This is a genomic window from Polynucleobacter sp. 80A-SIGWE (assembly GCF_018882295.1).
GTDB lineage: Bacteria > Pseudomonadota > Gammaproteobacteria > Burkholderiales > Burkholderiaceae > Polynucleobacter.
Genome location: NZ_JACVOR010000001.1, coordinates 872,688 through 897,018, shown reverse-complemented (window position 1 = coordinate 897,018; position 24,331 = coordinate 872,688). Strand labels below are relative to the sequence as shown.

Here is a 24,331-nt window from a genome sequence, read left to right as displayed (position 1 = left end):
GAGCTAAGGCCTTACTGAGAAACTTGGGTTAAGCCATGCTTGGCAAATATATCTTGTCCAGCCGCACTCAGACTATAACGAACAAAATCTCTAGTGGCTTGATTCGCTGATTTTTTATTAACCAAGAACATATCTCTGGATAAGGGGTAAAGCTTAAGCAATAATGTTTTGTCATTAATCTCGAATCCATTAATGGCAACTGCCTTTATGTTATCGCTCAGATTTTTATTCGTAAGATAACCAATGCCGTAAGGGTCTTGCGCAATTAAATTGGATATATCGATAGCACTGTCAGATGTTTTTGCGTCTCGTGCAAATTTAGAGCCTCTTAGCACGACATCTTCCACGAAAGCACGTGTACTGGAGCCTTCATTTCTGTTGTAAAAATTAATCTTCTTATTGGGGCCGCCCAATGAATTCCAGTTATTAATTGAACCGTCGAAAATACCATCTAATTGCTCAAGTGAGATGCTCTTGATATTCATACTGGGGTGCACAACAATTGCTATGCCTTCTATACCAATCAAATTGCTGTGTAAGTCGAGATTAAATTCATCAAAATTCAGATCCCTAGACATCATCGCTAAATCGATCCCACCGTTATCCAATGCTACTAGACCGGCAAAGGATCCGCCCCCTTGAATAGACACCTTGACGTGGGGATGTTTTTCGATAAATGGGGCAATCAATAAGCTAACAAAGCGTGTTACTGCTACTGATCCAGAGATCATTAATTCTTTTTGCGCTCTAGCGATAATGTAAGGATAAGCAATCAACCCAGTTAGAGCCGCGCCACCAAGACCAGCAGCAATGCCTATATTTCGAAGCAACTGACGACGATTCATCATTACTCGCCCACCACAGGAATTAAGCCCGCGCCTTTAATGATAGCCTGCCCTTTATTTGGATCAAGGCAATAAGCAATAAAGTCTTTTTCTTCTTTAGTTGCAGTAGGCTTAATCAGCAACTGCAAGTTATTGCGTATGGGATAGCGAAGCTGCTTAATATTTACGTAGGTAGGTAGTACGCCATTAATTGCTAAAGGCTTAACTTTTTCCTTGTTCAAAAAAGTCGTGCCGACATATCCTATTGCAAAAGGATCGGAGGTAATGGCTTGCATTAACGCATTTAAATTGGAGACTACTTTTGCACTCAAAGTAATATGCTCCTTACCAGCTACCTGTCTTTTCCAGGGTTCATAGGTCCCCAGCTTCGGATCATGGCTCACAACATGAATCGGCCCCGAGTATTTACCCAAGGAGCTCCAGGTATTTGTCGCTCCCGTGAATACGTCATGCAACTGCTCTAGTGTTAAGTCATTAATAGGGTTGGCTGGATTGACAATAGCCACCAAGCCATCGGTAGCAATGGTGACTTCCTCAATTTCAAGCTTATTTTTATGGGCCCACAACTCAATATTGGGGGAAATCTGTCCAGAAGCCATACCGATATTAGCGGTACCATCCAAAGCAGATTTATAACCCATCGCAGTGCCACCACCAAGCAAGGGTAGACGAATATTTGGAAACTCATCCATGTATCGCAGGCCAATCTGCTGCATTAACTTCATGACTGTTGTTGAGCCACGAAGTTGTAAAAAATGCATGTCAGCTAGATCGATAGATTTGTTGGGCATTATCAGGGCCCTAAAGAAGGCAGGATGTGCACAATGGCGCCAGGTGTTACTCGGCTCTCACCTACAAATAGACTCTCCAAAGCAATCACCAAGGTAAATAGCACCGAAATACCTATCGTTACACCCCCTACATAAGCAACCATTTTGGGTAAAGGATTTTGCAGCCAACCAAAGATCGCAAGCAATGCAACAGAAATAGCTAAAGCATCAGACAAATAGGAGGGTAGCTGAAGTCTTGCCGCCGATAACCGCGCCTCTCTCACATCAGATAGCTGGTTTAAGGTTGTCACAATTTCAGCTCTTGCCATTTGTTGCACAGGATTTTTTGGATCAAGAAGTCGAATACCCTGCGTCAAATCTGTTAATACATTAGTAGCCTCTTCACTTCTTTCATTCTTAGCCATGAGAGGCCATTCATCATCAACTACTGCATTGGCATAATTTTTTAGATCTCCCTGCAGCTCAACTGTATGTGAACCACCAAAGGCGGCCAGAGATCTATTTAACTTAAACATCAGCGCTGCTTCGCGGGAGACTAGATCTTCTACATTTCGATGATCGCCCTGCACACGCACTAAAGCAAACGCAATTAAAAGTAAGGTAATAGAGGTAAATAATTTAAAACCCTCTTCAGCACCTTTAGCAAGATGCTCATCTGGGTTTAATTTGTACTTCCAACGAATAAATAAAGGAAGGGCTGTAGATATCAGCAATCCCATACACGTTATGAAAACCCCAACGACAATATTAGGGAGTGTATGCAAATAGTTAATCATGTATTACCAATCCTTGCGCCAATTAACGGATAATAAATAAATTCAAAGTAGACATGAGATTTACTGACTCAAGACTCTCATGATAATTTTCCGAAGCCCGGGAGCGACCTACGTTTACCGCCCCAGAATTACGTATCGATGGTACATCATCATAGGACTGCGTCAGGCTATCTCCACCTCTAAGTACCACTGGTGCAGGAACAATATTTGGAGCGACCTGCGGGAATGGTAAAACGTTCCCAGCAAATGGGTTTTTTGCCATAGCGGCAATCACCGCTGGATTATTGGTCATCGCGTTAATGCGACTACTGTACTTTCCTTCTCGTGGAGGAGAATTGGGTTTTGTACCAGCCACAGTTTTACTGCTGCCCTCCTTAGGCGCAGGCTTGTCGCCATTACGGAAGCCATTAGCGTACTTGCTAACGTATTTAGAAGGTCCATTAGTTAACTTACCGCTACGATCCTTTGCATCTGCTTTTTCTACGCTGCCTTTAGTGCTTCCATACTTTCTAGTCTCAGAATTATTGTTGCCATTCCTAGCGTCCCTGCTCTCCTTATTTGGGCTAGCACGATTACCAGCCGGTGGTGGTGCTGGTGGCGCTTGAGGGGCTGAAGCATTAACGGCTGAAGGAGCTGCACCAGGAGGTGGTGGAGGTGTAAGTTGAATGCTTCCATCAGACATCACCATCAACGGTGCCGCTTTAGCTGGAGCCTGCATTGGAATTTCCCCACCAGCGGCAGGAGGCGGGGAATTTGCAGGAACTGGAGAAGGAGCAAGTGCTGGTGCTATTTCCATTTTTGCTGGAGCTGGCGCAGGTAATGGTGCGCTAAACATTACTGGCGGCGGAGGTGGAGGTGGTGGCGGAGCTAAAGCCATCGGCGCTGGCGGTGCAATAGATTGTGCTGGGCTAATCGTGAGGGGTGCTGGTATTGATACCAGCATATAGTGCCCTGAGTCCACTCCGCCGAGCGTCAAGCCTTTAACTTTCAAGCTTGCATACGTACCACTACCCAGAGTGTCTGCAATGGCAGCCGTATTATTGAAGTAGCTTGGTGTGCCGCTGATTGAAAGATTTGCATAGCTACCAGTACCGAGATTAACGATAGTGCCAGAAGCATCCACAATCTCATAACCCAAGTTCGGCGATCCCGCTGCCGCAGACAGTGCTGCCACTCTGATGAAAAGAATGCTGCCAAAGTCAATGCCGTCGCTTGGCGACCCTGCAACCATGGCTAAATTAGCCAACAGTGATGGGATACCAGACACTTGTGCATTGATAACTCCACTCAAACCAGTCCCACCATTAGCCTTGATAAGACGACCTTGTAAATTCAAAACTCCTGCATTAGCAATCAAGTTAATGGAGCCGCCATGAGTCGATCCTCCTGTATTTAACTCTCCAGCAATTTCTATGTCATCAGCATTAATTCCAATCATGCCGCCAGGACCAGCAGTTCCAATTGCTTGCAGAAGACTGTTAGCTTTAGTGTAGGCATATGTACCCCTCAGATAAACCGACCCACCATTAGTACCGCTGGCCAAAACTTGAGCCGTGCCCTCCAAACCAACTACTGCAGCACTAGCAGGATCAATTTGGCTTGCCGTCAAGTAAATAACATTGCTTGCAGCCTGTGTCACTGGGGTGACAGTCAGTATTGAAGGATCATTTGCCGCGGTACTAGAGTAAATTTTATTGAGGCCCTGATTTGCATTTTGAAGATTTAAATCCAAAATGGTTGGCATGAGATCCGGCACCAAAGGCACGCCCGCATTAAGCCTCAGAGTGCCCGATATAAAAATAGATTGCGCCAAAAGCTCAATGGCATTACCCAATGTTCCCGCGCCACTACCAAACAAATAATAGTTGCTTGTTTGAACGGTTCCATAACTCAGAATTGTCTGAGCTTGGATAGTTACCTTAGAGGCATTAATGGATGAACCTACCCCAAGGTATGCAATTGAAGATTGGATAACAACATCTAAGTTTTGCCCAGTAATGCTGCCATCAAGGCGAAAGTTGCCTGCAGCACTAAGAGTCAAGGTAGTGTAATTAGTCCCCGCCTTAAGAATATGAGCCCCGCTATCGATAACCATTAATCCTGTGCCATTCAAGATACAGATACCTAATGTGCAGGCACTTGTATTTGCCGTTACGGCAATCGTCACGTTGCTATTGGACAAAGCTTCTGAAATTACTGTGGCAGCCGAACTATTAATAAACAAATCAACTGGGTCTAATAACCAAGTGCCTACCCGACCAGTTGAGTTATTGGCGCCAGTATTGATCTGGGTAGCTGGCGCAATACTTACTTGACCCTTGGAGCTGGTTTCGATAAAACCGCCATTACCGGCTAGTGCACCACCCATCGACTTAAGAACACCGGCAACCGTAGTTTGCACTTTGGACCAAATGGCAATTGCACCACCATTGCCGACTTGGGTGGCCGACGTATCAATTAATGCGTTCTCTTGTATGGCGACTGAGGTAGCCAGTTGATTATTTTTCTCGGCTTGGTTTGCATTAGCCAGAATTGCCTGCTGGGTTGGAGCGCTCACCTGACTGCCGCCACTGACCTGAGTATTAGCGAGGCCAATGTTCACTTGGCCACCAGCTGTTGCGCCCGTTGCCGTTGTCTTGGAGTTGGCCGCTACGGTAATGTCACTACCCACCAAGTTAATTTGACCGCCCTCTTGGCTTTGGCTATTGGCACTAATCTTGCCTGCCTGAGTAAGGTTGTTTGCTACCAGCTCAATTACACCGCCGTTGCTCACCAAGCTGTTAGCCGAAATCTTGCCGGTGTTTCTGATGACACTGGCCATGAGTTGATTAGCTGAACCTGCAGCAATAACTACCAGGCCGCCGTTGACTTCGACGACCCTCTTGTTTTCTATCAAGGTGTTGTAGGCTGACTTATCTACCTTAAGGGAGATTAAGGAGCCACCTTTAAAGTCCAGCGTAATTTGCTCACCAGCGCCCAACGCTACTGTTCCGACGCCTTTTTTAGCCAAAAGGTAGCCATCATTACGCACTTCAGGGGCGAGTAAGGCAATGTAACCACCATCGTTTGTTGTGGTGATCTTGCCTTCGTTGATTACTTGACCAGTGCCATTGCCTTTGTAAGTAGATTTACCATCCATAAAATCTTTATCAGCAATGTTCATGGTGGAAGCTACTACACCTGCCGCATTAATATCAGCGCCCCTACCAAAAGTAACGCCATTAGGATTTACAAAAATAACTTGGCCATTCGCTTTAACTGCACCTTCAATCATCGAAGCTGTTGCTCCCGTTACGCGGTTCAGTGTTACTGAATTTGCATTGGGTTGATTGAAGTTGACGGCAGCATTTTTACCAACGTTAAAAGCGTCCCAATTAATCACTGCTCTTTGCGAACTTTGGTTGACGTTCATCACTGCATTATTGGCAGCCGTTGTTGAATTAATTGTGGCGCTACCAGCAACTACTTGACCACCAGTTGGGAGAGCATTTTGCGCAGGGGCTGGAGGGGCAGCATGAATAGTGCCCACCGAGAATGACAGAAAAAAAGAAAGTGTAAATACCTTCCTTATCTGCTTAGATAAAGATTTGGTAGTGCAAAAAGGAATAGTGGAAGAAAGTCTTCCTTTGCGATTCACCAAATACTTTGTAAAAAAATAGTAACGACTTGATTTTACAAGAATTTTTCCTGAAAGGCAGCTTTGCAATCAGAGGAAAAATACCATTTAAAGCTTGGAAATGCAGTTTTTGCAAAATATCGATTGGTGCCCGAGGCCGGAATCGAACCGGCACGACTTTTTTGAGTCGGCAGATTTTAAATCTGCTGTGTCTACCGATTTCACCACTCGGGCTCGCACGAGCAATAAAGCCGTACTAAATAAATCAAGACAAGCAAAATTTTAGCATGTGAGACCGCTTGGAGACTGGAAGCCTGTTTTCATCTCGCTCGGGCTCAAGTTATAGCAAACCCACTAAACTATTCCCATGAAAATTCCTACGCCGAGCTCAGGTCTTAAAACCCTATTTAAAGCCATCTTTTGGCTTGGTTCTGCGGCCTTGGTATTGATCATTGCAGTTGGAGTCTTCTACTTAATCTCAGCCCAAACCAATCCCTCTGGCAAGCGGATCATCAAATCCCTGGGAGATTCGGTTGCCATCAGCTTTGATGAAAGCGACATTCCTCATATTCAAGCAAAGAGCTCTTCGGATGCACTCTTTGCCTTGGGCTATTTGCATGCCAGCGAGCGCTCCTGGCAAATGGAAATTAATCGTCGCCTATCTAGTGGTCGACTCTCTGAAATCCTTGGTAAAGAAACTCTAGCGATTGATCGCTTTATTCGCACCTTAGGCATTAAGCATGCAGCTGAAAAACAATTCGATCGCTACCCTATCGCCACTAAGCGATTACTACAATCCTACGCGGATGGAGTGAATGCCGGTAATGCTCACTTAGGTTGGGCGCTACCAGTTGAATATTTTTTAACAGGTTCTAAACCTGGTCATTGGTCACCTACGGATAGCGTGGCATGGATGTTGATGATGGCACTGGATCTTGGCGGTAACTGGCATAAAGAATTACAGCGCCTTGAGCTCTCGCAATTTTTAACGACTAAGGAAGTATGGGAAGTCATGCCGGCATACACGCCAGGCGAACCAGTAAGTAATGTTGACTTTGCAAAAATGTATCGGGACATCAATGTCTTTAACCCCAACCCACTCAACCGAGATCAAAAGTCGAAGAAGTTACCAGCAACTGAATTAGCATTAAATGAAGTGCCTGGTGGTAAAGATGGCATTGGATCCAATAATTGGGTGCTTAACGGGAAGCTCACAGCCTCTGGCAAGCCTTTATTAGCGAACGACCCTCATCTAGGCTTATCGGCCCCAGCCATCTGGTACATGGCTCACTTAGAGGCTCCAGGCCTCAACGTCATTGGCGCAACCCTCCCTGGAATTCCGGCGGTAGTTTTAGGTAGAACCGATAAATTTGCTTGGAGCTTTACGAATACCGGCCCCGACGTTCAAGATTTATATATTGAACAGCTTGATCCAAAAAATCCTGGCGTCTATCGCGGGCCAGATGGTCCGCTTGCCTTCAAAGTGCGTCAAGAAATCATCGACATCAAAGGTGAGTCTCCCTTGCGCTTTTTAGTCAAAGAAACTCGGCATGGTCCAGTAATCTCCGAATCCTACGCACGAGCAAAGCGCGCAATTGATGCCGATCGCTTTGTCTTAGCATTGCGCTGGACCGCATTGGATGTTGAGAATCAATCGGTTGCCGGCTTACTCGATATGAATCACGCTAAAGATTTGGATACATTTAAGCAGGCGCTTCGTAAAAATTATGCGCCAATGCAAAACGTCGTGATGGCAGACGTTGATGGAAACATTTCATTTCAGGCGGCAGGTGTTGCTCCTAAACGCACTTTGCATCAAGGGCTCTATGGGGTAGCGCCAGCGCTAGGCTGGGAAAAGCAATATGACTGGACTGGCTACGTTCCTTTCGATCAACTACCGAATAGCACCAACCCCGATGCGAACTGGATTGCTACAGCCAACCAAAAAGTCGTGGCTGCCAACGATCCAAATCCGCTAACTGGCGACTGGGATTTACCAACCCGCTACGACCGCATTGTGGATCTTATAAAAGGCAAGTCAGTGCATGACCTCGCCTCCATGAAATCCATGCAGGCTGATACCCTCTCTCTAGGTGCCACACCATTACTAGATTTATTTAAATCCGCCCAATCAAAACATCCTTTAGCTCAACAAGCTATTGAGCTCAGCAGAAACTTTGATGGCGATATGAAAATCGATAGCACTGGCGCTCTCATATTTAATGCCTGGGCCGATCAACTATCACGCAAACTCTTTGGGCGCTTAGGCTATTTGTTCACAGAAAATTATGGTGCACGTAACTTTAGACACCCGCTGATTTTGCAATTACAAAATCCGAATAGCCCTTGGTGTAATGATCCGCAAACTGAACAGATCGAGAATTGTGCTGAAGCTTCAAATGCGGCGCTTGATAAGGCGCTAGAACAACTGAGCGCGCAATTTGGTAATAATCCTAAAAATTGGGTGTGGGGTAATGCACATATTGCCGTCTCTGAGCATCGCCCTTTAAGCAAGGTTCCATTCCTTGGAAGTTTCTTTAATTTGACGCAGCCTTTTCCTGGGGATAGCTTTAGCATTAACGTAGGACGCCTCGAGCTTCTCAGGGCCGATAATCCTTTTGAAACTAAACAGGCCCCCAGCCTGCGGACGCTCTACGACCTCTCTGATTTAGAGCAATCCCTCTTTATTTACCAAACTGGGCAATCTGGCTGGGTACAGAATAAGCTTTACCGAAATATGAGCGCACTCTGGGCTCACAATGAATACCTCCCCTTGCAAATGAAGCCCCAAAAGATTGGCCGGCAACTGGATCTAAATATCAAGGAAAAGTAAGCTGGGGAGTTTAGAATTACAAAGCAGGCCCCCGATTGGGCTTAACCCATTTAATGACAACGCCATCTATCATGAAAAAATATTCTCTCGCCATTTTTACCGCCCTCTCTCTACTCCCTTTTTCTAATGGCTTTGCCGCTTGGCAGGAATTGGGGTTAAATCAGTTAATGGTCGTTTATGTTGATTTAGATACGATTAGCGAGTCCGGCGAAAAAGTGCAGATTTTGTCAATGCTGGATTTTAAAAAACCTGGAGTGAATCCAAAAAACAAACAGCCCGTGAGTTCAATTATCGGTATCAATGAATACAACTGTCCAGCCATTAGCTATCGCCCAATTGAATACAAAGAGTTTGCGGGCAATAAAGGCTCCGGCAAATTAGTTTCGGATAACAAAACCCCCAACAGTGAATTTGAGCCCGTTGTAAATGAATCGTGGACAGCTGGAGTATTTAACGTTGTCTGCCAGCGCAAATAATCAGCGCCTTTTGACAACCCAGCTCAGCAGATCAAACCTAGCGGGTTGGTCTGCTTTTTGCTTTTATTGGGGCTATATTCTTGGAGGTATCTTCCTCTGCCTTAATGTAGCCGGATGTGCTGCGCCCTTAATGGCCTTGGGAAGTTCTGCCACTACCGTAGCCAGCTCGGCTGGAACTGCTGCTGTATCCGTCGCGGTAGCCAACCCTTCAACGGCAGTTAGCACGATTTCCACGGTAACTACCGGAAAATCTCCACTTGAGCACGCGGCTTCAGCAGCAACTAAGCAAGATTGCAATTTCCTGAATGCCTTAGGACCAAAGCCTATTTGTTCGGATATCCCCGTCCCCGCAATCAAAGATATGAGTGAGCCTTATCCAGGACCAGCAGATAGCATCCCCGCTACTAAATAAGCAGTCTAAAATTACCCTTGTTAAGCAATCTTTTTCCCTTTTGAAGCCATGACTACAGAAAATTACTACCTCACACTGACCTGCCCCAATCGACCAGGCATTGTTGCCGCCGTCTCAACCTATATCTTCGAATTAGGTGGCGACATTGAAGAAGCTCAGCAGTTTGATGACAAAGCTTCTAAACGCTTCTTTATGCGTGTGAGTTTTAGCTGCGGCGCCGATAGCAAAACTCTGAGAGCTGGCTTTGTAAAAATCGCCAAACGTTTTGATCTCACCTGGGACTTGCGCGCAGTTAAAGATTTAAAACGCGTATTGATCATGGCCTCCAAGTTGGATCATTGCCTCGTAGATTTACTTTACCGCTGGCGCATCGGTGAATTGCCAATGATCATTTGTGGAATTGTCTCCAATCATCCGCGCGAGGTATATGCCAGCATTGATTTTGCAGATATCCCCTTCTATCACTTGCCGGTAACACCAGAAACCAAGCCAGCTCAAGAAGCAAAGCTCTTGGAAATCGTTGCAGATTCAAAAGTGGACATGGTAATCCTGGCGCGTTACATGCAGATTCTGTCAGATGATTTATCCACCAAGTTATCTGGACGCTGTATTAACGTTCACCACTCATTCTTACCAAGCTTTAAAGGTGCGAAGCCTTATCACCAGGCCCATGCTCGCGGCATTAAATTGATTGGTGCAACAGCACACTTTGTTACTAGCGATTTGGATGAAGGTCCAATCATTGAGCAAGACGTCACGCGCGTTACCCATGGCGACACTCCCGAAGACTTGGTTCGTAAAGGCCGAGATTTAGAGCGAACAGTGTTGTCCCGCGCCCTTCGCTATTACTTGCATGACCGTGTTTTGATTAACGGCGCAACTTCTGTAGTCTTCTCAGACTAAGCCGTACTTTAAGGGCGGACCCCTGGAGTTTCCAGGGGCATTCCTCTGGCCCTCCACATCAGAAATAACTCTAGCTGAGCCATCTCTTGCGAGCCGTATTCAAACTGCTTGGCACGCACCCCACTCATACAGTTACGTAGACGTCTTTGTAAAGACCCCATGGTCTGCCATTCGATGCGATAAATTGGATATGCATTTGGATGCCCCTGAGGAATAAGACTTCCTCCCAACTTCAATCCAGCGCGATCTTGGTGGCATTGAGCACAAGATAAATTTAGCTGACCCATTCTTTCATTAAAGAACTGACGACCTTGTAGCAAGTCTTTTTTATTCTGGGACGTTTCTTGAATTGCAATAGGCAAACCTTTGGATTGAGTTGCCACAAATGTCGTCAAGGCCAGAAGCTCTTTACTCTCATATGCGAGTGCCGATGCCTCCTGCTTTGATGTACGGCATTGATTGATTTGCCCTTCTAAGGTCTGCAACTTTCCCTTTTGCACCTTAGGGAACTGCACTGCCACTCCAGCCATCTTCTGACCACTATCGCCGTGACAGGATGCGCAAGCCATATTCTTTTTGCCAGTCTTCTCTTTCCAGAGACTATGGCCATCCATCACCCAAAACATAGCAGGGTTGAGATTGGGATCATCCTGCATTGCTTGATTCTCTCGGGTCATCAACTGGTAGCTCGATTGCTGAGCATCCTTGGAGGGTTCAAGCGCTAGACTGGAGTCGACTCCAATCAGGATTGCCAATACCGGCAATATACGACAGCAGAAAATCAGAAGACTCACGAGACGGTAATTTGCGCTTGATTTACCGCTTCATAACCATCATCCCCCACCCACTTGAACTCGAGCGTTCCCGAGGCTACTGCCACGGTTGTAAAGATGATGAGCGGGTTGGCACCAATACCCGGATAAAAATCTGCCCTGAATACTTCTTCACCGTTGTACTGGCAGGTAAAAAAACGAATGATGTCGCGGGGTATCCGCTTGCCATCTTCAGAGTAGCGATACCCCGTCTCCATATCGTGCTGTGCAATTGCCCGAATCTCAATAATGGAATCTTTTTTTGCTTGAGTTGGCATAGTGATGCCAGTACGGGAAGTCTTACTCATACCAGCTCCGTACAGGCAGAAAGGGTTACCAAGGTATCTGCATAGCCTTGCCAAAAACTGCCGTCACTCATTTGAGCAACTGCCCATACCCTTTGCGAGTCAGCCAATCTCACACGAGTGGTTAACTCAGCGCGACCAGATCGGGGCGTGAAATACGCTGTAAAAATATTTGGGAGTGGATTACCTTCCGCGATCACATGGACTGCTTTCACATAATCATTTGCCGTCATCGGACTCTCTATAGCCAGCTTGAGCACAACCAAGTTACCACTCTCCACTAAAGGTGGAATCACCAATTTCACTCGGCCATCTCGAATCGGGCTTGAGCCAACAATTTTTGCGATTGCCTCCATTGCTTCTGGCTTTTTAGCCATAGTCAAACCTGGAACTATCCAGCTGGATATACCCAAAAGACCAAGTACAGATAAGTACGTGCGTCGACTTAGCTTTAAATCAGTCATATTCATTTCGTAATCTTCGCTTAGTTATTGAAGAGGTTTAGATTGAAGGCTCACCAGGAAAGCGACAACATCTTCGATCTCTTGACTGGTAAGAATAGTTTGATCGACGAACTTAGGAGCAACCCGATTTAATCCGGTAGTGCGGTAGTACGCCGGCATGATGCTTGTTGGATTAAAGCGGCTTGGATCCACTAAGCGCGCCCGTAATTGGGCTGGGGTGGAATGACCCACACTGGCAGTTAATTCTGGCGCCAGATTACCCTGAAAGCGCTCCTCTGGAAATGGCCCGCTATGACACAGCAAACATAAACCAACTTGACGACTAGCCACGATGGCGCGCCCCCTAGAAACATCGCCCGGAGAAGAAGTAAGGGGATTCACAATCGAATCCCCTACCCAGGTTTGGGAAAACGCTGAGGAAGGCAGGAAAAGAGTTGATGTCCCTAGCAATACTGCTGCTAGCGTTCGCCTCATTCCTGCTTGCCTCGCTTAAACCAACTTGATGCCACTATTTTTCAATGGGACAGTGCGCAAGCGCTTACCTGTCGCACGGTAGATAGCATTCAGAACGGCTGGCGCTGCAACCGCAATCGTTGGCTCACCAACACCACCCCAGTCTTTACCACCACCTTGGATGATGATCGTTTCTACCTTAGGCATCTGAGATAGGCGAATGGAGTTGAAGGTGTCAAAGTTCTTCTGCACGACCGCGCCCTTCTCAATCGTAATTTCTTCTTCAAAGAGAGCAGACAAGCCGTAAACAAATGAACCTGAAACTTGACGAGCAACCTGCGCAGGGTTCACTACATAACCCGGATCTGTAGCAGCGACAATACGATGAATTTTTACCTCATTGCCATTGGTCACGGAGAGCTCACAAGCAGCAGCAACATAACTACCGAATGAACGCATCTGCGCAAGACCACGGAATACACCAGGTTTGGCAGGTTTAGTCCAACCAATACCATCAGCTACTGCATTCAGAACGGCGACAGCACGAGGATATTTCTCCATATGCTTGCGACGGAACTCTACAGCATCCATGCCGGCTGCTTCAGCCATTTCATCCATGAAAGTTTCCATGAAAACGGCATTTTGGTTGACGTTCACGCCCCGCCAGAAACCTGGAGGCACATGCGTATTGCGCATTGCATGATCAATCATCAGATTTGGGAAGCTATATGTAATGCCATGCTCACCTGCTGGATCTAAACCCTGGAATACCAAAGGATCTTTACCTTTATTAGCAGCAACCACTGCTGGTCGCACAGCCGCCAAAATAGATTGGCCAGACAAACGCACATTGAGGCCAGTAATGTTTTTCTTATCATCTAAGGATGCAGTCATTTTGCACATCATGACTGGGTGATAGCGGCCCTGCGTCATATCCTCTGCACGAGTCCAAATCAATTTGATTGGAGTGCCTGGCATTTGCTTAGCAATATTGACCGCTTGCGTTGTGTAGTCTTGGAAAGCACCACGGCGACCAAATCCACCACCAAGATTTACCTTATAAGCATTACATTTTTCTGCTGGCAAACCAGAGGCTGCAATGACAGCCGCAAGAGTAGCTTCACCATCTTGCGTAGGAACCCATGCCTCACAAGAATCTGGAGTCCACTTTGCAGTTGCTGTTTGTGGCTCTAAAGTTGCATGATTCAAAAATGGATAGAAATAAGTTGCTTCAAGCGTTTTGGAGGCCTTGCTAATTGCCTCTTTTGCATCGCCATTAGAGTTACCCACAAATGCATCATTCGCAGTGAGACCCTCTTCCAACATCTTTTTGATTGATGCGCTTGAGACATTTGCATTCGCGCCATCATCCCAAATGATGCTCACCGCATCCATACCCATCTTGGCCTGCCAGAAAGTTTCTGCGACTACAGCTACTGCAGAGTCACCCACCTGAACCACTTTCTTGACACCCTTCATGCTGGAGGCTTTAGCAGCATCGTAGCTCTTGACCTTGCCACCAAATACTGGGCTCTCCTGAATAGTGGCAACCAACATGCCAGGCAACTTCAGGTCAATGGCGTAGATCTGCTTACCAGTTACCTTGTCAGCAGTACCGTCAATACGATTTACTGACTTACCAATCAAAGTCCACTCTTTAGGATCTTTGAGGGTGATTTCTTTTGGCACATCCAACTGGGAAGCGGCAACGGATACTTTTCCAAAAGTGGTTTTACGACCAGATGGTGTGTGTGTAATTACGCTATCTTTAGCAACACATTCCGATGCAGGAACATTCCATTGATTTGCTGCAGCCTGAACTAGCATGATGCGAGCAGCTGCGCCACCCTTACGAACATACTGCTCAGAAGTACGGATACCGCGACTGCCGCCAGTAGAGTAACTACCCCAGGCCTGCTTACGCTTCAAACTATCAGCTGGTGATGGATATTCATAGGAGACTTTTTTCCAATCACATTGCAATTCTTCTGCGACCATCTGGGCTAAGCCAGTAATGGTTCCTTGACCCATCTCAGAGCGCACGATGCGCACAACAATGTCATCATTTGGTTTCACAACCACCCAAACACCGATCTCTGGTGTCGCTAGAGGTGCCATCGAAGTAGTGCCAGTTCCCATTGCAGCATTTGCCGCAGAGATGAACGATAAATCAAAGCCAATTGCCAATCCAGTTGCAATAGCGCTGGATCCAACAATAAAGTGGCGACGAGAATTATTTGTAGTTTCTGTATTAATAGTTTTAGTCATGATTGCCCCTTATGCCTTGCTTACAGCATGAATAGCATCACGCACTTGTTGGAAGGTTCCGCAACGGCAGATATTCGTTACTGCAGCGTCAATCTGAGCATCAGTTGGTTTTGGAGTGTTACGCAATAAAGCAGTAGTTGCCATCACCATGCCAGACTGGCAGTAACCGCATTGCGGCACTTGGTTATCGACCCACGCTTTTTGTACTTTTGAGAGTTGGCCATTTTTTTCCAAGCTCTCGATGGTTTCAATTTTCTTGCCTTCAACTGCGCTTACAGGAATCATGCAGCTACGAATTGCCTGACCATCAAATAACACTGTGCAAGCGCCACACTGACCTACGCCACAACCATATTTAGTACCCGTCAAACCGACGTGATCTCGTATCACCCACAACAAAGGGGTTTCTGGATCAACATCCACCTTGTACTTTTTACCGTTGACGTTTAAGTCAGCCATGAGCGCTCTCCTAAGTATTTTTGTAATGAAGTCTCATCCATCAGATAAAGACCCTGCTTTTGTTGTGTTTATCTTAACTAAGAAACAACTTATTGCTTTGCAACATATATTGCGGGGCAGTAAGATCAGTCCATGATCTCTGGCCTTGTCCAAATTCTCTTATTCCAAAGCCTAGGCGAGCTTGTCTCCAAGTTCGCCCTACCTACCCTTCCGGGCCCTGTTATTGGCTTAGTACTGCTGATTATTTGGCTGGTACTGCGCAAGGGAATTAATCAGGAGCTTGCCATGGTGGCAGATGGCTTTAGCCAGTATCTTGGGCTTTTATTCGTGCCCGCAGCTGTTGGAGTGGTGCTATTTCTACCCCAACTCAAGGCAAATGCTCTAGCCATTGTGAGTGCCTTGGTAGCCAGCGTCATTTTGACGATTGCTACTAGCGCAATCGTTGTCCGCTTTTTGAGTGCAAAGCCCAAAGAGACTGGCCAATGAACGAAAAGCATTCCATCGTCGAAATTTGGGTTTACCTCTCAGGCAGCCCTTTATTTGCCTTATTCATTACTTTGGCAGCCTATCAAATTGGTCTCTCTATTTATAAAGCCACCAAACAAAATCCTCTAGCTAACCCAGTAGCGATCGCCATCATCCTGGTGGCTAGCATGATTCAATTTATTGAGATGCCCTACTCCACCTACTTTGAAGGTGCGCAATTTATTCACTTCTTATTAGGCTCGGCAACCGTCTCCTTGGCAATACCTATATACAGAGGCTTAAGCAGTTTGAAGGGTCGATCCCTTCCCCTGCTAGCGTCATTACTTGCAGGCGGCTTGGTATCCATCATTAGCGCAGTCAATATCGCTAAATTATTCGGGGCTGACTCTAGCATTACTGGTGCCATGTATCCGAAATCCGTGACTGCGCCAATCGCCATGGGTATTGCTGAGCGCATTAGCGTATCCCCAACCTTGACCGCCATCTTTGCTGTCACCACCGGAATACTTGGGGCCATTTTGGCACCCTTTATTCTGAACGCATTAGGAATGAAGGCTTGGTGGCAGCGTGGCTTTGCGATTGGCATTGGTGCCCACGGTATTGGAACCTCGCGAGCATTTAGTATTCATCCTGAAGCGGGAACTTATGCCAGTCTCGCTATGGGCATGAACGGCGTTATTAGTGCTGTGGCTATTCCAATTTTGTATCACGTGTTTAATTAAGAGAATTTCAGATTATGTTGATATCCCCTCCCTTTGGTGGCGGTCGCGCCCCAGTCTTGGCCAAGAATGCCGTTGCCAGTTCACAGCCATTAGCCACCCAAGCCGGTATTGAGATTTTACAAAATGGTGGCAATGCAGTTGATGCCGCCTTGGCTACTGCGATCACACTGACCGTAGTTGAGCCCACCATGAATGGCCTCGGTGGCGATGGCTTTGCACTTATCTGGGATGGCAAAAAACTCCATGGTATGAATGCCTCTGGCCGCGCGCCAGCAGCTTGGACGCCAGACTACTTTGCTGGCAAAGCGGCTATGGATCTCATTGGCTGGAATACCGTGACCGTGCCAGGCATGGTTTCAGGATGGATTGAGCTATCACGCAAGTTTGGCAAGCTGCCTTTTGCGCAACTCTTTAAGCGCGCAATTGACTATGCGGAAAATGGCTTTCCAGTCTCACCCGTAATCGCACGCCAGTGGCGTGAAGCGATTCCGATTCTCAAAAATCAACCAGGATTTACTGATTCGTTTTTAATCGATGGCAAAGCGCCTACTGCTGGACAACTCTGGCGCTACCCAGCGCAAGCCAAGACACTTCGCGAAATCGCCGACACCGAAGGTGAATCTTTTTACACGGGCAAGTTAGCTCAAAGCATGGTCGACTTTGCTCAAAGTACTGGCGGCTGTTTCACAATGGCTGACTTTGCCAATAATCAAACTGAATGGGTTGAGCCTTTAGCTTTTGATTATGGTGAATACACGCTCCATGAGATTCCACCGAATGGTTCTGGCATCGTTGCGCAAATGGCGCTCGGTATTTTGCAGGCAGCTAACGTAAAGCAATACCCAGCCAACTCAGCACAACGTATTCATCTGCAAGTAGAAGCGATGCGCATTGCCTTTGCCGATGCTTATGCACACGTATCAGATGCCAGCACTATGAAGGTGCCAACAAGCAAATTGCTAGATAGAGATTACTTAGCTAGTCGTGCTGCACTGATTAATCACAATCAAGCGGGAACATATGGTGCCGGGGATCCCCATGCTGGTGGTACCGTTTACCTTTGCGCTGCAGATGAATCCGGCATGATGATTTCTTACATTCAATCCAACTTCAAGGGCTTTGGTTCGGGTGTTGTTGCTCCGGGTGGCATTGCATTCCATAACCGCGGCATGAGCTTTAGCTTGGCGGATGGTCACCCGAATCAAGTTGCACCAGGTAAGCGCCCTTTCCACACCATCATTCCAGCATTTCTCACTAAAGGTAGTCAGCCAGCAATGGCATTTGGTGTGATGGGTGGCAATATGCAGCCACAGGGACACATTCAGTTTGTGATGCGCTTTGTTGATGAATATCTCAACCCACAAGCCTGCTCAGATGCACCCCGCTGGAGAATTGATGATGTGGGCAAACTGACTGTTGAGGCCTCCATGCCAACCGCTGTAGTCGACGGATTAAAAGCCATGGGACATGAAGTCACGGTGATGCCAGCAAATAGCTTGGACTTTGGTAGCGCTCAAGCTATTGCGTTATTGGGTGAAGAAACTAAAGATGCTTACATTGCTGGCAGCGATCATCGCCGTGATGGACTTGCAGCAGGTTTCTAAAGCGCCTTAGCCTGGCAAGCAATTCAGATAGAAACGCTTCACCTCTTGGTCACAGCTCACATCTTTGGGCTGTATAGGTCGCTCAAGGGTGATGCCCTCAATTGAAGTGCAGCGACTCAGGGCCACGTAGACCTGCCCCGAGGCAAATGCTCCTGAAGATAAATCGACTTTGATCTTATCGAGGGTCTTGCCCTGACTCTTATGAATAGTGACAGCCCAAGCTAGCATTAATGGGATCTGCACAAAGGTGCCAATAATATTTGGTGAGATCTTTCCGGACATCATGTCGTGGTCATAGCGATAGGATTCCCACTGGTGACCTTTGACTTCAACCGTATTGGAGTATGGTCCGTTCTGAACCATCACCTTCACAGTATTTGGAAGTAGTTCACGCACTACCCCGATAGTGCCGTTCACCCAACGCTTAGGGAAATTGCTATCCGTTGCCGTAAACATGACCTTTGCACCAACTTTTAGAGTCAGATGATTTGGTGATGGCAAGTTGCGATCATCCACATTGAACTTGCCGGTGCTGTTGCCAGTGTAGACCTTGGCTTCAGTGGTTAATGCCCGAAGACCTGCGCCATTAATTTGATCTGCGCGCGCGTTAGTCGTAGTTAAGGTGATAGTTTGCTCATCAACCTCTTTTTTAGTTTCATAGCAAACGGTGTTGAGAGTATCAAGCGCCTCATCAATATCTTGATTGATGCGGATTTGATTGAGTAGGCCTGCAAAGTGCGCATCTTTTTGGCGGAAGATCTTGGATAACTCCACCATGGTCACATCTTTACGATGCAAGGCCATGGCACAGAAGAAGTATGGCCCTTCGTATCCGCGCTCAGCAAGAACTTGCATATCCGCATTGGAAACCACGGGAGGTAACTGGAATAAGTCCCCCACAAACATCACTTGAATGCCACCAAAGGGTTGACTCTTGTGCGGGCCGTTAGCACGCAAGAACAAATCCATCGCATCGACTACATCTGCCCTCACCATGGAGATCTCATCAATGATGAGCAGACGAATATCTTTATAGAGACGCTTATCTTTTAAGGGCTTGATATCCTCTTCCGGGAAAATCAAGCGTGGCGGCAAGCGAAAGAAGGAATGAATCGTGACGCCCTTCACTTGTAGCGCAGCTACACCAGTAGGTGCCACTACCACTACATTGCCAGGAATGTTCTCACGCAGGTAACCAATTAAAGTTGTCTTGCCAGTACCCGCCTTACCGCTCACAAAGATATAGGGGTCGTGACGCTCAATAGCGTCAATTACGTCCTGGTATTCAGGAGTGATTTCAATAGCGGATGGATCAACTACAGGATTGGTCATCCCCTATTGTTTCATGGGATTAGCTAACGCAGCGAAAGCCTATATAAACCACACCAATATCGGCAGGCTTGGATTCCACATCAGACTCTTTTTGACGCTCAGGACCATACCACCAAGAGGCGCCACGAGTAATGTAGCCACCGTTACGTTCGGTTGCCGTCCATTCCCAAACATTGCCACCCATATCCAATAAGCCATTGACTCCTGGCTTAGTGGTACCAGTAGGAACATGACCAGTGCCGCGGTTTAATGCGCCTGCTGGCGCTACACCCTTATAGTCACCGCATCCGCTTAGGCAATGAGAGACCTCTGGAGTGGCTCCGCCAGGAAAGGGATAACGCTGACCTTTGCTAAAGCCGGTTGGAGGAGCTTCTCTTTGCTCCAGAAAAGCCGCAGATGTCCACTCAGCTTCAGTAGGCAAACGTTTGCCATAGAAGCGACAAACCGATGCCGCTTCAGCTTGATTTAGATGCACCGCAGGCTCACTTACTTTTGCAGGAACACCATAAGGCGTTTTCCAAGTCCAGCCCGGCTTCTTTACAAAGCCTGCTTCATAAGAAAGTCCGCCGCCGTTTTTCTCAGCCTGACTTACAAAGCCGGTAGCTTCAGCGAAAGTTTTGACATCAGCAATCGTCATCTCAGTTTGATCCCAAGATACAGGGCCTACTTTTACAACGGGAATAGTTGATGCGGGGGCGCTAGTCGCAGTAGATGGTCGCAGCATAAAATACAGCGCAATCACAGAGAGCAATAAGCCAAAGAGAATAGAAAGAAAGTCGAATTTTTTCATAATAGGAATTCCAAATCTTAAGCCTAGTTATGCCAAATCAATTAGCGCTGATCTTAGAACATCTTCACCAAATACTTTAATTTGATTGCGGCCAGATGATTTTGCCTCGTACATGGCTATGTCGGCATTGTTAATGAGATCAGTTTCGTTTTGACCATGCTCAGGATACAAAGCAATACCAATACTTGCGCTAGTACTAAGGATTACGCCTTCCACATCAATTGGCGCAGTTAAAGCCAAGCGAATTTTTTCAGCAATCTGGAATGCTTGGTTTTCCGAGTCTACCCCGGGTAATAGCAGCACAAACTCATCTCCACCCAAACGACCAACGGTATCTGACTCCCGAACACACTCCCTCATCCTACGAGCAACCTCTTTTAATAAGGCATCGCCAGTATTGTGACTATAAGCATCATTGACTATTTTCAAATTATCTAAATCAACAAATAAAATAGCTAGCTTAGACTGCTGGCGCTTGCTAACCGCTAGGGCCTGCTGCAAGCGATCTGAAAACAGTGTTCTATTTGGTAACTCGGTTAATACATCATGATGTGCGCGATACTGCGCCTCTGCATTACGGCGATAGGATCTGAGTAATAAAAAGGCGCCCATAATTAATGCAATCAAGCTCAGGCCAGTCGCCACAAAAATACCAATCGCATTCTTATTTAAGTTTGCTAAATACAGTGACTCAGGAATAACAGTACCTACAATGAGTGGATAACCCTTAACTGCTCTATAGGAAACCATCCGCTCTACAGGACTCTCATTTTTACGAGTAAAACCAGGGCCTGAAGTAAAAATGACACCGCCATTCACATCGACGTTGTTCAATGAATCATCAATGAAGGGATTTGGATTAGTTTTTCCAATTAAATTCTCAACCAAGGGCCAACGCGTCAAAAGCGTTTTATCTTTTCGGTACAAAGTTAAAGCAGCACCCTCACCCAAATTTCCACCAATCCGCTCGTAGAGGGAAGAAAACACTTCCACTGAAACACCCACTAAAACCACCCCTAAGAACTGATCATTCTTGCCATTAATCCTACGAGCAAGATAAAAAACCCACTTCCCATTACCCTTGTTGCGCACTGGGACACTGTAATAGGTGTCAGGGTCATTGTTGATGCTGAGATATTTGAAATAATCCCGATCAGCCAAGTTAATTGGCGGTGGTGGATAGGAGCGAGAAAAATTCAATACCTTGCCATCAGCCGCTACAAAGGTACTTACATCGAGAATGGAATTAGAGCTTGTGCGCTCTTCAAGTAAATCAAATTGAGCCTTTTTTGAGGCAAATTCTTGATAGGATTTTTCATCGCCAATCTTGGCGCGCTCCAAAACCTCCTGAATACCCAGTAAAGCGGTGTTTGCCGAGAACATCGTCTGCGAAGTATGCTCAGCCAAAATAATGGTTAAGTTGGCAAGTTGATCAGACCTATCCTGAATACTATTTTTACGTAGTAAATAAGTGGAGACCAGAGCGTTTGCAAGCAGTATTACGACAAGCACCAATGCCGCAAATACGATTAATCGTGTATTGCGCTTAATCGTTGAGTTGGATTCAAAGCTTATAGTCATGGTGCGTCGCTATACATTTCAGAGATACGCAAAAAGTTTTCCTTTTCTTGCATAAATGCTTCAACCACTAAGGGATCGAAACGCTTACCCTTAAGACTGGCTATTTCAGCGCAGGCCTCATCATGAGTCCATCCCTTTTTATAGACCCGCTCATTAACCAAAGCATCGTAGGTGTCGGCCAAGGACATCAAGCGTGCAGCCAAAGGAATTTCCTCTCCCTTTAGCCCCTGCGGATATCCAGAGCCATCCCAGGCCTCATGGTGACATCCCGCAATTTGGATAGCGGCATCCAATACGTGGGTATGTTTTGCGTCCTTTAACTTTGCCGCAGTTAAGACGTCTCGCCCAAGGCCAGCATGGGTTTTCATAGTCTGCCACTCTTCATCTGTCAGTGAGCCCGGCTTCTTGAGAATGCTATCTGGTATTCCAACTTTACCAATATCATGCAAAGGTGCAGCCTTAACAATGTAATCAATTGCCTTTTTGGAGAGCTGATCCTCGTACACACCACTAGCCTTCAATCTCTCCGCAAGCGCACGCACATAATTTTTAGTGCGCAGAATGTGATTCCCGGTTTCATTATCACGAACCATTGAGAGTGCATTCAAGCTTTTGAGCATTCCATCTTCAATAGCCCAAGAACTGCGCCTATATTCATGCAATACCTTTTCAAGGTAGTAGTTAGTGATAAGGATGCAAATAGTAGCGAGGGCAAGTATTGAGACTATGCGCATCAAGAATGCCCATCCATCTTCTTGATAAAACCCTCCCAAGTACTCAAGGTCGCCAAGCGTTAATAGCGAGCGACCAACGCGGGTGCCGAATTCAATTACCTCAACTATAAGCAATAGCTTAATTTGATACGCATTATCTTTTTTATGTATCTGACTTAATACTGAAATCTGCCAAAGACCAAACATACCTAAGACAGTATTCATTAGATGAATACGGTCTTGCGGTGTTCCAAAGATGAGCAAAGAAACATCTGCTACTAAAGCGATGCTGAATAACACTATCGTAGTCAGCTTGCTTGCCTGCGTGAGAGATTTATTCCAGAAGCAAAACAACAAAGAAATATTGGCTACGCCTGCAACAAGGAAAATATTTGCCAAGGCTAAGACAATCTTGCCGCCCCAGGGTGCAGTAGCGTATCCAAGCATGGAGGCAGCCAAAAAACTCAAACCCGCAGGCCAATAAATTACTGAGAATTGGGCGCGATCATGATCCTTGCTTGCCAAAAAGCGAGCCATCAACGCAACCAGGACGATGAATATGGCAAGGTAAAAGGTTTGATTTGCTAACTGCATGAAATAGTAAATATAAATAGATAATTAAAGGTTGCTACTCCATAATGTAACCCATTCCCCTGGTATTTCTGATCAAACTCCCATGACTTGGCCTACCACCCTTAGAACCTTGCTTTTGTGTTTCACTCTAGTGTTGGCACAACCAGCGATAGCTCTTGCTAGCGAGGATTGGGTGCAATTTAAAACAGCCTACATTTCAAATGGGCGTGTCGTTGATGTTGGCCAGAATGGTATTAGCCATACAGAGGGTCAAGGGATGGCTTTGCTTCTAGCTATTCAAAATGATGACCCAGCCTCCTTTGCTGAAATCTGGAATTGGACGCAAGCCAATCTACAAGTTCGTGATGACATGCTATTTGCCTGGAGCTGGTCTCCCAAGGTAGGCGTCAATGATATGAACAATGCTAGTGATGGTGATTTATTTATCGCTTGGGCTTTATCACGTGCCTATAGTCAATGGAAAGAACCTCGCTATTTATTTGCTGCGATCCAAGTAAGCCAATCCATTCGAAATAAGCTCTTACGTAAAACGAGTAAGGGGACTGTGCTACTTCCCGGTGCCATCGGCTTTGAAAAAGAAGATGTCATAAAACTCAATCTCTCATACTGGGTCTTTCCTGCGATTCAGGAACTGTCTGCTCTTGATCCATCGCCAGAATGGGAGGAATTAAAGGTGACTGGCCCACAACTGATTCAAGAGGCTCAATTTGGGAAGTGGCGTTTACCGTCTGATTGGGTGAGCCTCCAAAATAACGTCATTAGCGCAGTTGATGGCGATCGTTTTGGCTATGATGCTGTCCGCATTCCTTTGTATTTGATTTGGGGGCGGCAAGCCACACCCTCTTCTATAAATCCTTTTCAAAGCTTCTGGGGCTCATTTACTGGAAAACCGCTTTTGCCTTCCTGGGTCAACGTCAATACAGGTGAGTTAGCAACGTACAATGCATCCTCAGGCTTTATGAGTATTGCAGCCCTAACACTAGCCTACCCAAATGTAGATTCGACTCAATTACCCGGCTTTAATCCATCTGAAGGCTACTACTCCTCGATGTTGTCCTTATTCACAAAATTGGCTCTTGAGGATCTCAAAAAGTAA

22 protein-coding genes and 1 tRNA gene are annotated in these 24,331 nt (G+C 46.3%); 8 read left to right on the top strand and 15 right to left on the bottom strand.

Features of this window, described 5'->3' with window-relative positions; genetic code table 11:
* Positions 1-11: 11 nt before the first annotated feature.
* The 5 genes from ICN25_RS04595 to ICN25_RS04575 all read right to left on the bottom strand — a co-directional run bounded on the left by ICN25_RS04595 (position 12) and on the right by ICN25_RS04575 (position 6,262).
* Positions 12-848 carry a phosphate ABC transporter substrate-binding protein gene (locus ICN25_RS04595; RefSeq protein ID WP_216179382.1) on the bottom strand — a complete coding sequence of 279 codons (837 nt, stop codon included), beginning with the start codon at positions 846-848 and terminating at the stop codon, positions 12-14.
* Positions 848-1,636 (bottom strand): phosphate ABC transporter substrate-binding protein, encoded by a 789-nt coding sequence (locus tag ICN25_RS04590; RefSeq protein ID WP_216179381.1) that lies wholly within the window; start codon positions 1,634-1,636, stop codon positions 848-850. Before ICN25_RS04590 ends, ICN25_RS04595 begins: the two co-directional genes overlap by 1 nt.
* Before the next feature lie 2 nt (positions 1,637-1,638).
* Entirely contained in the window at positions 1,639-2,355 is a 717-nt protein-coding gene (locus ICN25_RS04585; protein WP_216179379.1) for a DUF4239 domain-containing protein, read from the bottom strand.
* Positions 2,356-2,434: 79 nt separating this feature from the next.
* Positions 2,435-5,941 (bottom strand): filamentous hemagglutinin N-terminal domain-containing protein, encoded by a 3,507-nt coding sequence (locus ICN25_RS04580; protein ID WP_216179377.1) that lies wholly within the window; start codon positions 5,939-5,941, stop codon positions 2,435-2,437.
* A gap of 232 nt (positions 5,942-6,173) precedes the next feature.
* A tRNA-Leu gene (locus tag ICN25_RS04575) sits at positions 6,174-6,262 on the bottom strand.
* A gap of 133 nt (positions 6,263-6,395) precedes the next feature.
* Between ICN25_RS04575 and ICN25_RS04570 the strand changes: the two genes are divergently transcribed.
* Genes ICN25_RS04570 through purU form a run of 4 tightly spaced genes read left to right on the top strand, consistent with a single transcriptional unit; the run spans position 6,396 to position 10,652 of the window.
* Positions 6,396-8,861, top strand: a complete 2,466-nt coding sequence (locus tag ICN25_RS04570) for a penicillin acylase family protein (RefSeq protein WP_216179375.1) — start codon at positions 6,396-6,398, stop codon at positions 8,859-8,861.
* A gap of 53 nt (positions 8,862-8,914) precedes the next feature.
* On the top strand, positions 8,915-9,337 hold the full coding sequence (locus tag ICN25_RS04565) for a surface-adhesin E family protein (RefSeq protein WP_255536675.1): 423 nt from the start codon (positions 8,915-8,917) through the stop codon (positions 9,335-9,337).
* Entirely contained in the window at positions 9,288-9,749 is a 462-nt protein-coding gene (locus ICN25_RS04560) for a hypothetical protein (RefSeq protein ID WP_216179373.1), read from the top strand. The genes ICN25_RS04565 and ICN25_RS04560 overlap by 50 nt, the downstream gene beginning before the upstream one ends.
* Before the next feature lie 48 nt (positions 9,750-9,797).
* Entirely contained in the window at positions 9,798-10,652 is an 855-nt protein-coding gene (gene purU, locus ICN25_RS04555) for a formyltetrahydrofolate deformylase (RefSeq protein ID WP_216179371.1), read from the top strand.
* Positions 10,653-10,660: 8 nt separating this feature from the next.
* On the opposite strand, the gene soxA is transcribed toward purU, so the two are convergent.
* The 6 genes from soxA to ICN25_RS04525 form a co-directional block, all read right to left on the bottom strand.
* Positions 10,661-11,446, bottom strand: coding sequence for a sulfur oxidation c-type cytochrome SoxA (gene soxA, locus ICN25_RS04550; RefSeq protein ID WP_370624694.1), 786 nt, complete (start codon positions 11,444-11,446; stop codon positions 10,661-10,663).
* Complete coding sequence (locus ICN25_RS04545; protein ID WP_216179369.1) at positions 11,443-11,772, bottom strand: thiosulfate oxidation carrier complex protein SoxZ; 330 nt, start codon at positions 11,770-11,772, stop codon at positions 11,443-11,445. The genes soxA and ICN25_RS04545 overlap by 4 nt, the downstream gene beginning before the upstream one ends.
* Positions 11,769-12,239 carry a SoxY-related AACIE arm protein gene (locus tag ICN25_RS04540; RefSeq protein WP_216179367.1) on the bottom strand — a complete coding sequence of 157 codons (471 nt, stop codon included), beginning with the start codon at positions 12,237-12,239 and terminating at the stop codon, positions 11,769-11,771. The genes ICN25_RS04545 and ICN25_RS04540 overlap by 4 nt, the downstream gene beginning before the upstream one ends.
* Before the next feature lie 18 nt (positions 12,240-12,257).
* On the bottom strand, positions 12,258-12,614 hold the full coding sequence (soxX, locus tag ICN25_RS04535; RefSeq protein WP_370624693.1) for a sulfur oxidation c-type cytochrome SoxX: 357 nt from the start codon (positions 12,612-12,614) through the stop codon (positions 12,258-12,260).
* A 108-nt stretch (positions 12,615-12,722) separates the two neighbouring features.
* Positions 12,723-14,954 (bottom strand): xanthine dehydrogenase family protein molybdopterin-binding subunit, encoded by a 2,232-nt coding sequence (locus ICN25_RS04530; protein WP_216179363.1) that lies wholly within the window; start codon positions 14,952-14,954, stop codon positions 12,723-12,725.
* Positions 14,955-14,963: 9 nt separating this feature from the next.
* On the bottom strand, positions 14,964-15,413 hold the full coding sequence (locus tag ICN25_RS04525; protein WP_216179361.1) for a (2Fe-2S)-binding protein: 450 nt from the start codon (positions 15,411-15,413) through the stop codon (positions 14,964-14,966).
* Between the two features lie 132 nt (positions 15,414-15,545).
* Between ICN25_RS04525 and ICN25_RS04520 the strand changes: the two genes are divergently transcribed.
* The 3 genes from ICN25_RS04520 to ICN25_RS04510 are packed head-to-tail and all read left to right on the top strand — an operon-like array spanning position 15,546 to position 18,225.
* The gene (locus ICN25_RS04520) at positions 15,546-15,899 is read left to right on the top strand and encodes a CidA/LrgA family protein (protein ID WP_216179359.1); all 354 of its coding nucleotides are present in this window, start codon (positions 15,546-15,548) and stop codon (positions 15,897-15,899) included.
* Positions 15,896-16,621 (top strand): LrgB family protein, encoded by a 726-nt coding sequence (locus ICN25_RS04515; RefSeq protein ID WP_216179357.1) that lies wholly within the window; start codon positions 15,896-15,898, stop codon positions 16,619-16,621. The genes ICN25_RS04520 and ICN25_RS04515 overlap by 4 nt, the downstream gene beginning before the upstream one ends.
* Positions 16,622-16,635: 14 nt before the next feature.
* Positions 16,636-18,225, top strand: a complete 1,590-nt coding sequence (locus tag ICN25_RS04510; protein WP_216179355.1) for a gamma-glutamyltransferase family protein — start codon at positions 16,636-16,638, stop codon at positions 18,223-18,225.
* A gap of 6 nt (positions 18,226-18,231) precedes the next feature.
* Here ICN25_RS04510 and ICN25_RS10005 read toward each other — a convergent pair whose 3' ends face one another.
* Genes ICN25_RS10005 through ICN25_RS04490 form a run of 4 tightly spaced genes read right to left on the bottom strand, consistent with a single transcriptional unit; the run spans position 18,232 to position 23,235 of the window.
* Entirely contained in the window at positions 18,232-19,557 is a 1,326-nt protein-coding gene (locus ICN25_RS10005) for an ATP-dependent RecD-like DNA helicase (RefSeq protein WP_216179353.1), read from the bottom strand.
* Between the two features lie 19 nt (positions 19,558-19,576).
* A complete protein-coding gene (locus ICN25_RS04500; RefSeq protein WP_216179352.1) occupies positions 19,577-20,347 on the bottom strand; it encodes an SUMF1/EgtB/PvdO family nonheme iron enzyme in 771 nt (256 codons plus the stop codon).
* Positions 20,348-20,374: 27 nt separating this feature from the next.
* On the bottom strand, positions 20,375-21,928 hold the full coding sequence (locus ICN25_RS04495) for a sensor domain-containing diguanylate cyclase (protein ID WP_216179351.1): 1,554 nt from the start codon (positions 21,926-21,928) through the stop codon (positions 20,375-20,377).
* Positions 21,925-23,235, bottom strand: coding sequence for an HD-GYP domain-containing protein (locus ICN25_RS04490; protein WP_216179350.1), 1,311 nt, complete (start codon positions 23,233-23,235; stop codon positions 21,925-21,927). Before ICN25_RS04490 ends, ICN25_RS04495 begins: the two co-directional genes overlap by 4 nt.
* 82 nt (positions 23,236-23,317) lie before the next feature.
* Here ICN25_RS04490 and ICN25_RS04485 point away from each other — a divergent pair, with 82 nt between their 5' ends.
* Positions 23,318-24,331 carry a glycosyl hydrolase family 8 gene (locus tag ICN25_RS04485; protein WP_216179349.1) on the top strand — a complete coding sequence of 338 codons (1,014 nt, stop codon included), beginning with the start codon at positions 23,318-23,320 and terminating at the stop codon, positions 24,329-24,331.

Coding starts and splice junctions, on each gene's coding strand:
- ICN25_RS04530 (WP_216179363.1), bottom strand. CDS start 14,954: ATGACTAAAACTATTAATACAGAAACTACAAATAATTCTCGTCGCCAC.
- ICN25_RS04515 (WP_216179357.1), top strand. CDS start 15,896: ATGAACGAAAAGCATTCCATCGTCGAAATTTGGGTTTACCTCTCAGGC.
- ICN25_RS10005 (WP_216179353.1), bottom strand. CDS start 19,557: ATGACCAATCCTGTAGTTGATCCATCCGCTATTGAAATCACTCCTGAA.
- ICN25_RS04560 (WP_216179373.1), top strand. CDS start 9,288: ATGAATCGTGGACAGCTGGAGTATTTAACGTTGTCTGCCAGCGCAAAT.
- ICN25_RS04485 (WP_216179349.1), top strand. CDS start 23,318: ATGACTTGGCCTACCACCCTTAGAACCTTGCTTTTGTGTTTCACTCTA.
- ICN25_RS04510 (WP_216179355.1), top strand. CDS start 16,636: ATGTTGATATCCCCTCCCTTTGGTGGCGGTCGCGCCCCAGTCTTGGCC.
- ICN25_RS04590 (WP_216179381.1), bottom strand. CDS start 1,636: ATGCCCAACAAATCTATCGATCTAGCTGACATGCATTTTTTACAACTT.
- ICN25_RS04595 (WP_216179382.1), bottom strand. CDS start 848: ATGATGAATCGTCGTCAGTTGCTTCGAAATATAGGCATTGCTGCTGGT.
- ICN25_RS04490 (WP_216179350.1), bottom strand. CDS start 23,235: ATGCAGTTAGCAAATCAAACCTTTTACCTTGCCATATTCATCGTCCTG.
- ICN25_RS04565 (WP_255536675.1), top strand. CDS start 8,915: ATGACAACGCCATCTATCATGAAAAAATATTCTCTCGCCATTTTTACC.
- ICN25_RS04500 (WP_216179352.1), bottom strand. CDS start 20,347: ATGAAAAAATTCGACTTTCTTTCTATTCTCTTTGGCTTATTGCTCTCT.
- ICN25_RS04520 (WP_216179359.1), top strand. CDS start 15,546: ATGATCTCTGGCCTTGTCCAAATTCTCTTATTCCAAAGCCTAGGCGAG.
- ICN25_RS04540 (WP_216179367.1), bottom strand. CDS start 12,239: ATGAATATGACTGATTTAAAGCTAAGTCGACGCACGTACTTATCTGTA.
- ICN25_RS04585 (WP_216179379.1), bottom strand. CDS start 2,355: ATGGGATTGCTGATATCTACAGCCCTTCCTTTATTTATTCGTTGGAAG.
- ICN25_RS04525 (WP_216179361.1), bottom strand. CDS start 15,413: ATGGCTGACTTAAACGTCAACGGTAAAAAGTACAAGGTGGATGTTGAT.
- ICN25_RS04545 (WP_216179369.1), bottom strand. CDS start 11,772: ATGAGTAAGACTTCCCGTACTGGCATCACTATGCCAACTCAAGCAAAA.
- purU (WP_216179371.1), top strand. CDS start 9,798: ATGACTACAGAAAATTACTACCTCACACTGACCTGCCCCAATCGACCA.
- ICN25_RS04495 (WP_216179351.1), bottom strand. CDS start 21,928: ATGACTATAAGCTTTGAATCCAACTCAACGATTAAGCGCAATACACGA.
- ICN25_RS04570 (WP_216179375.1), top strand. CDS start 6,396: ATGAAAATTCCTACGCCGAGCTCAGGTCTTAAAACCCTATTTAAAGCC.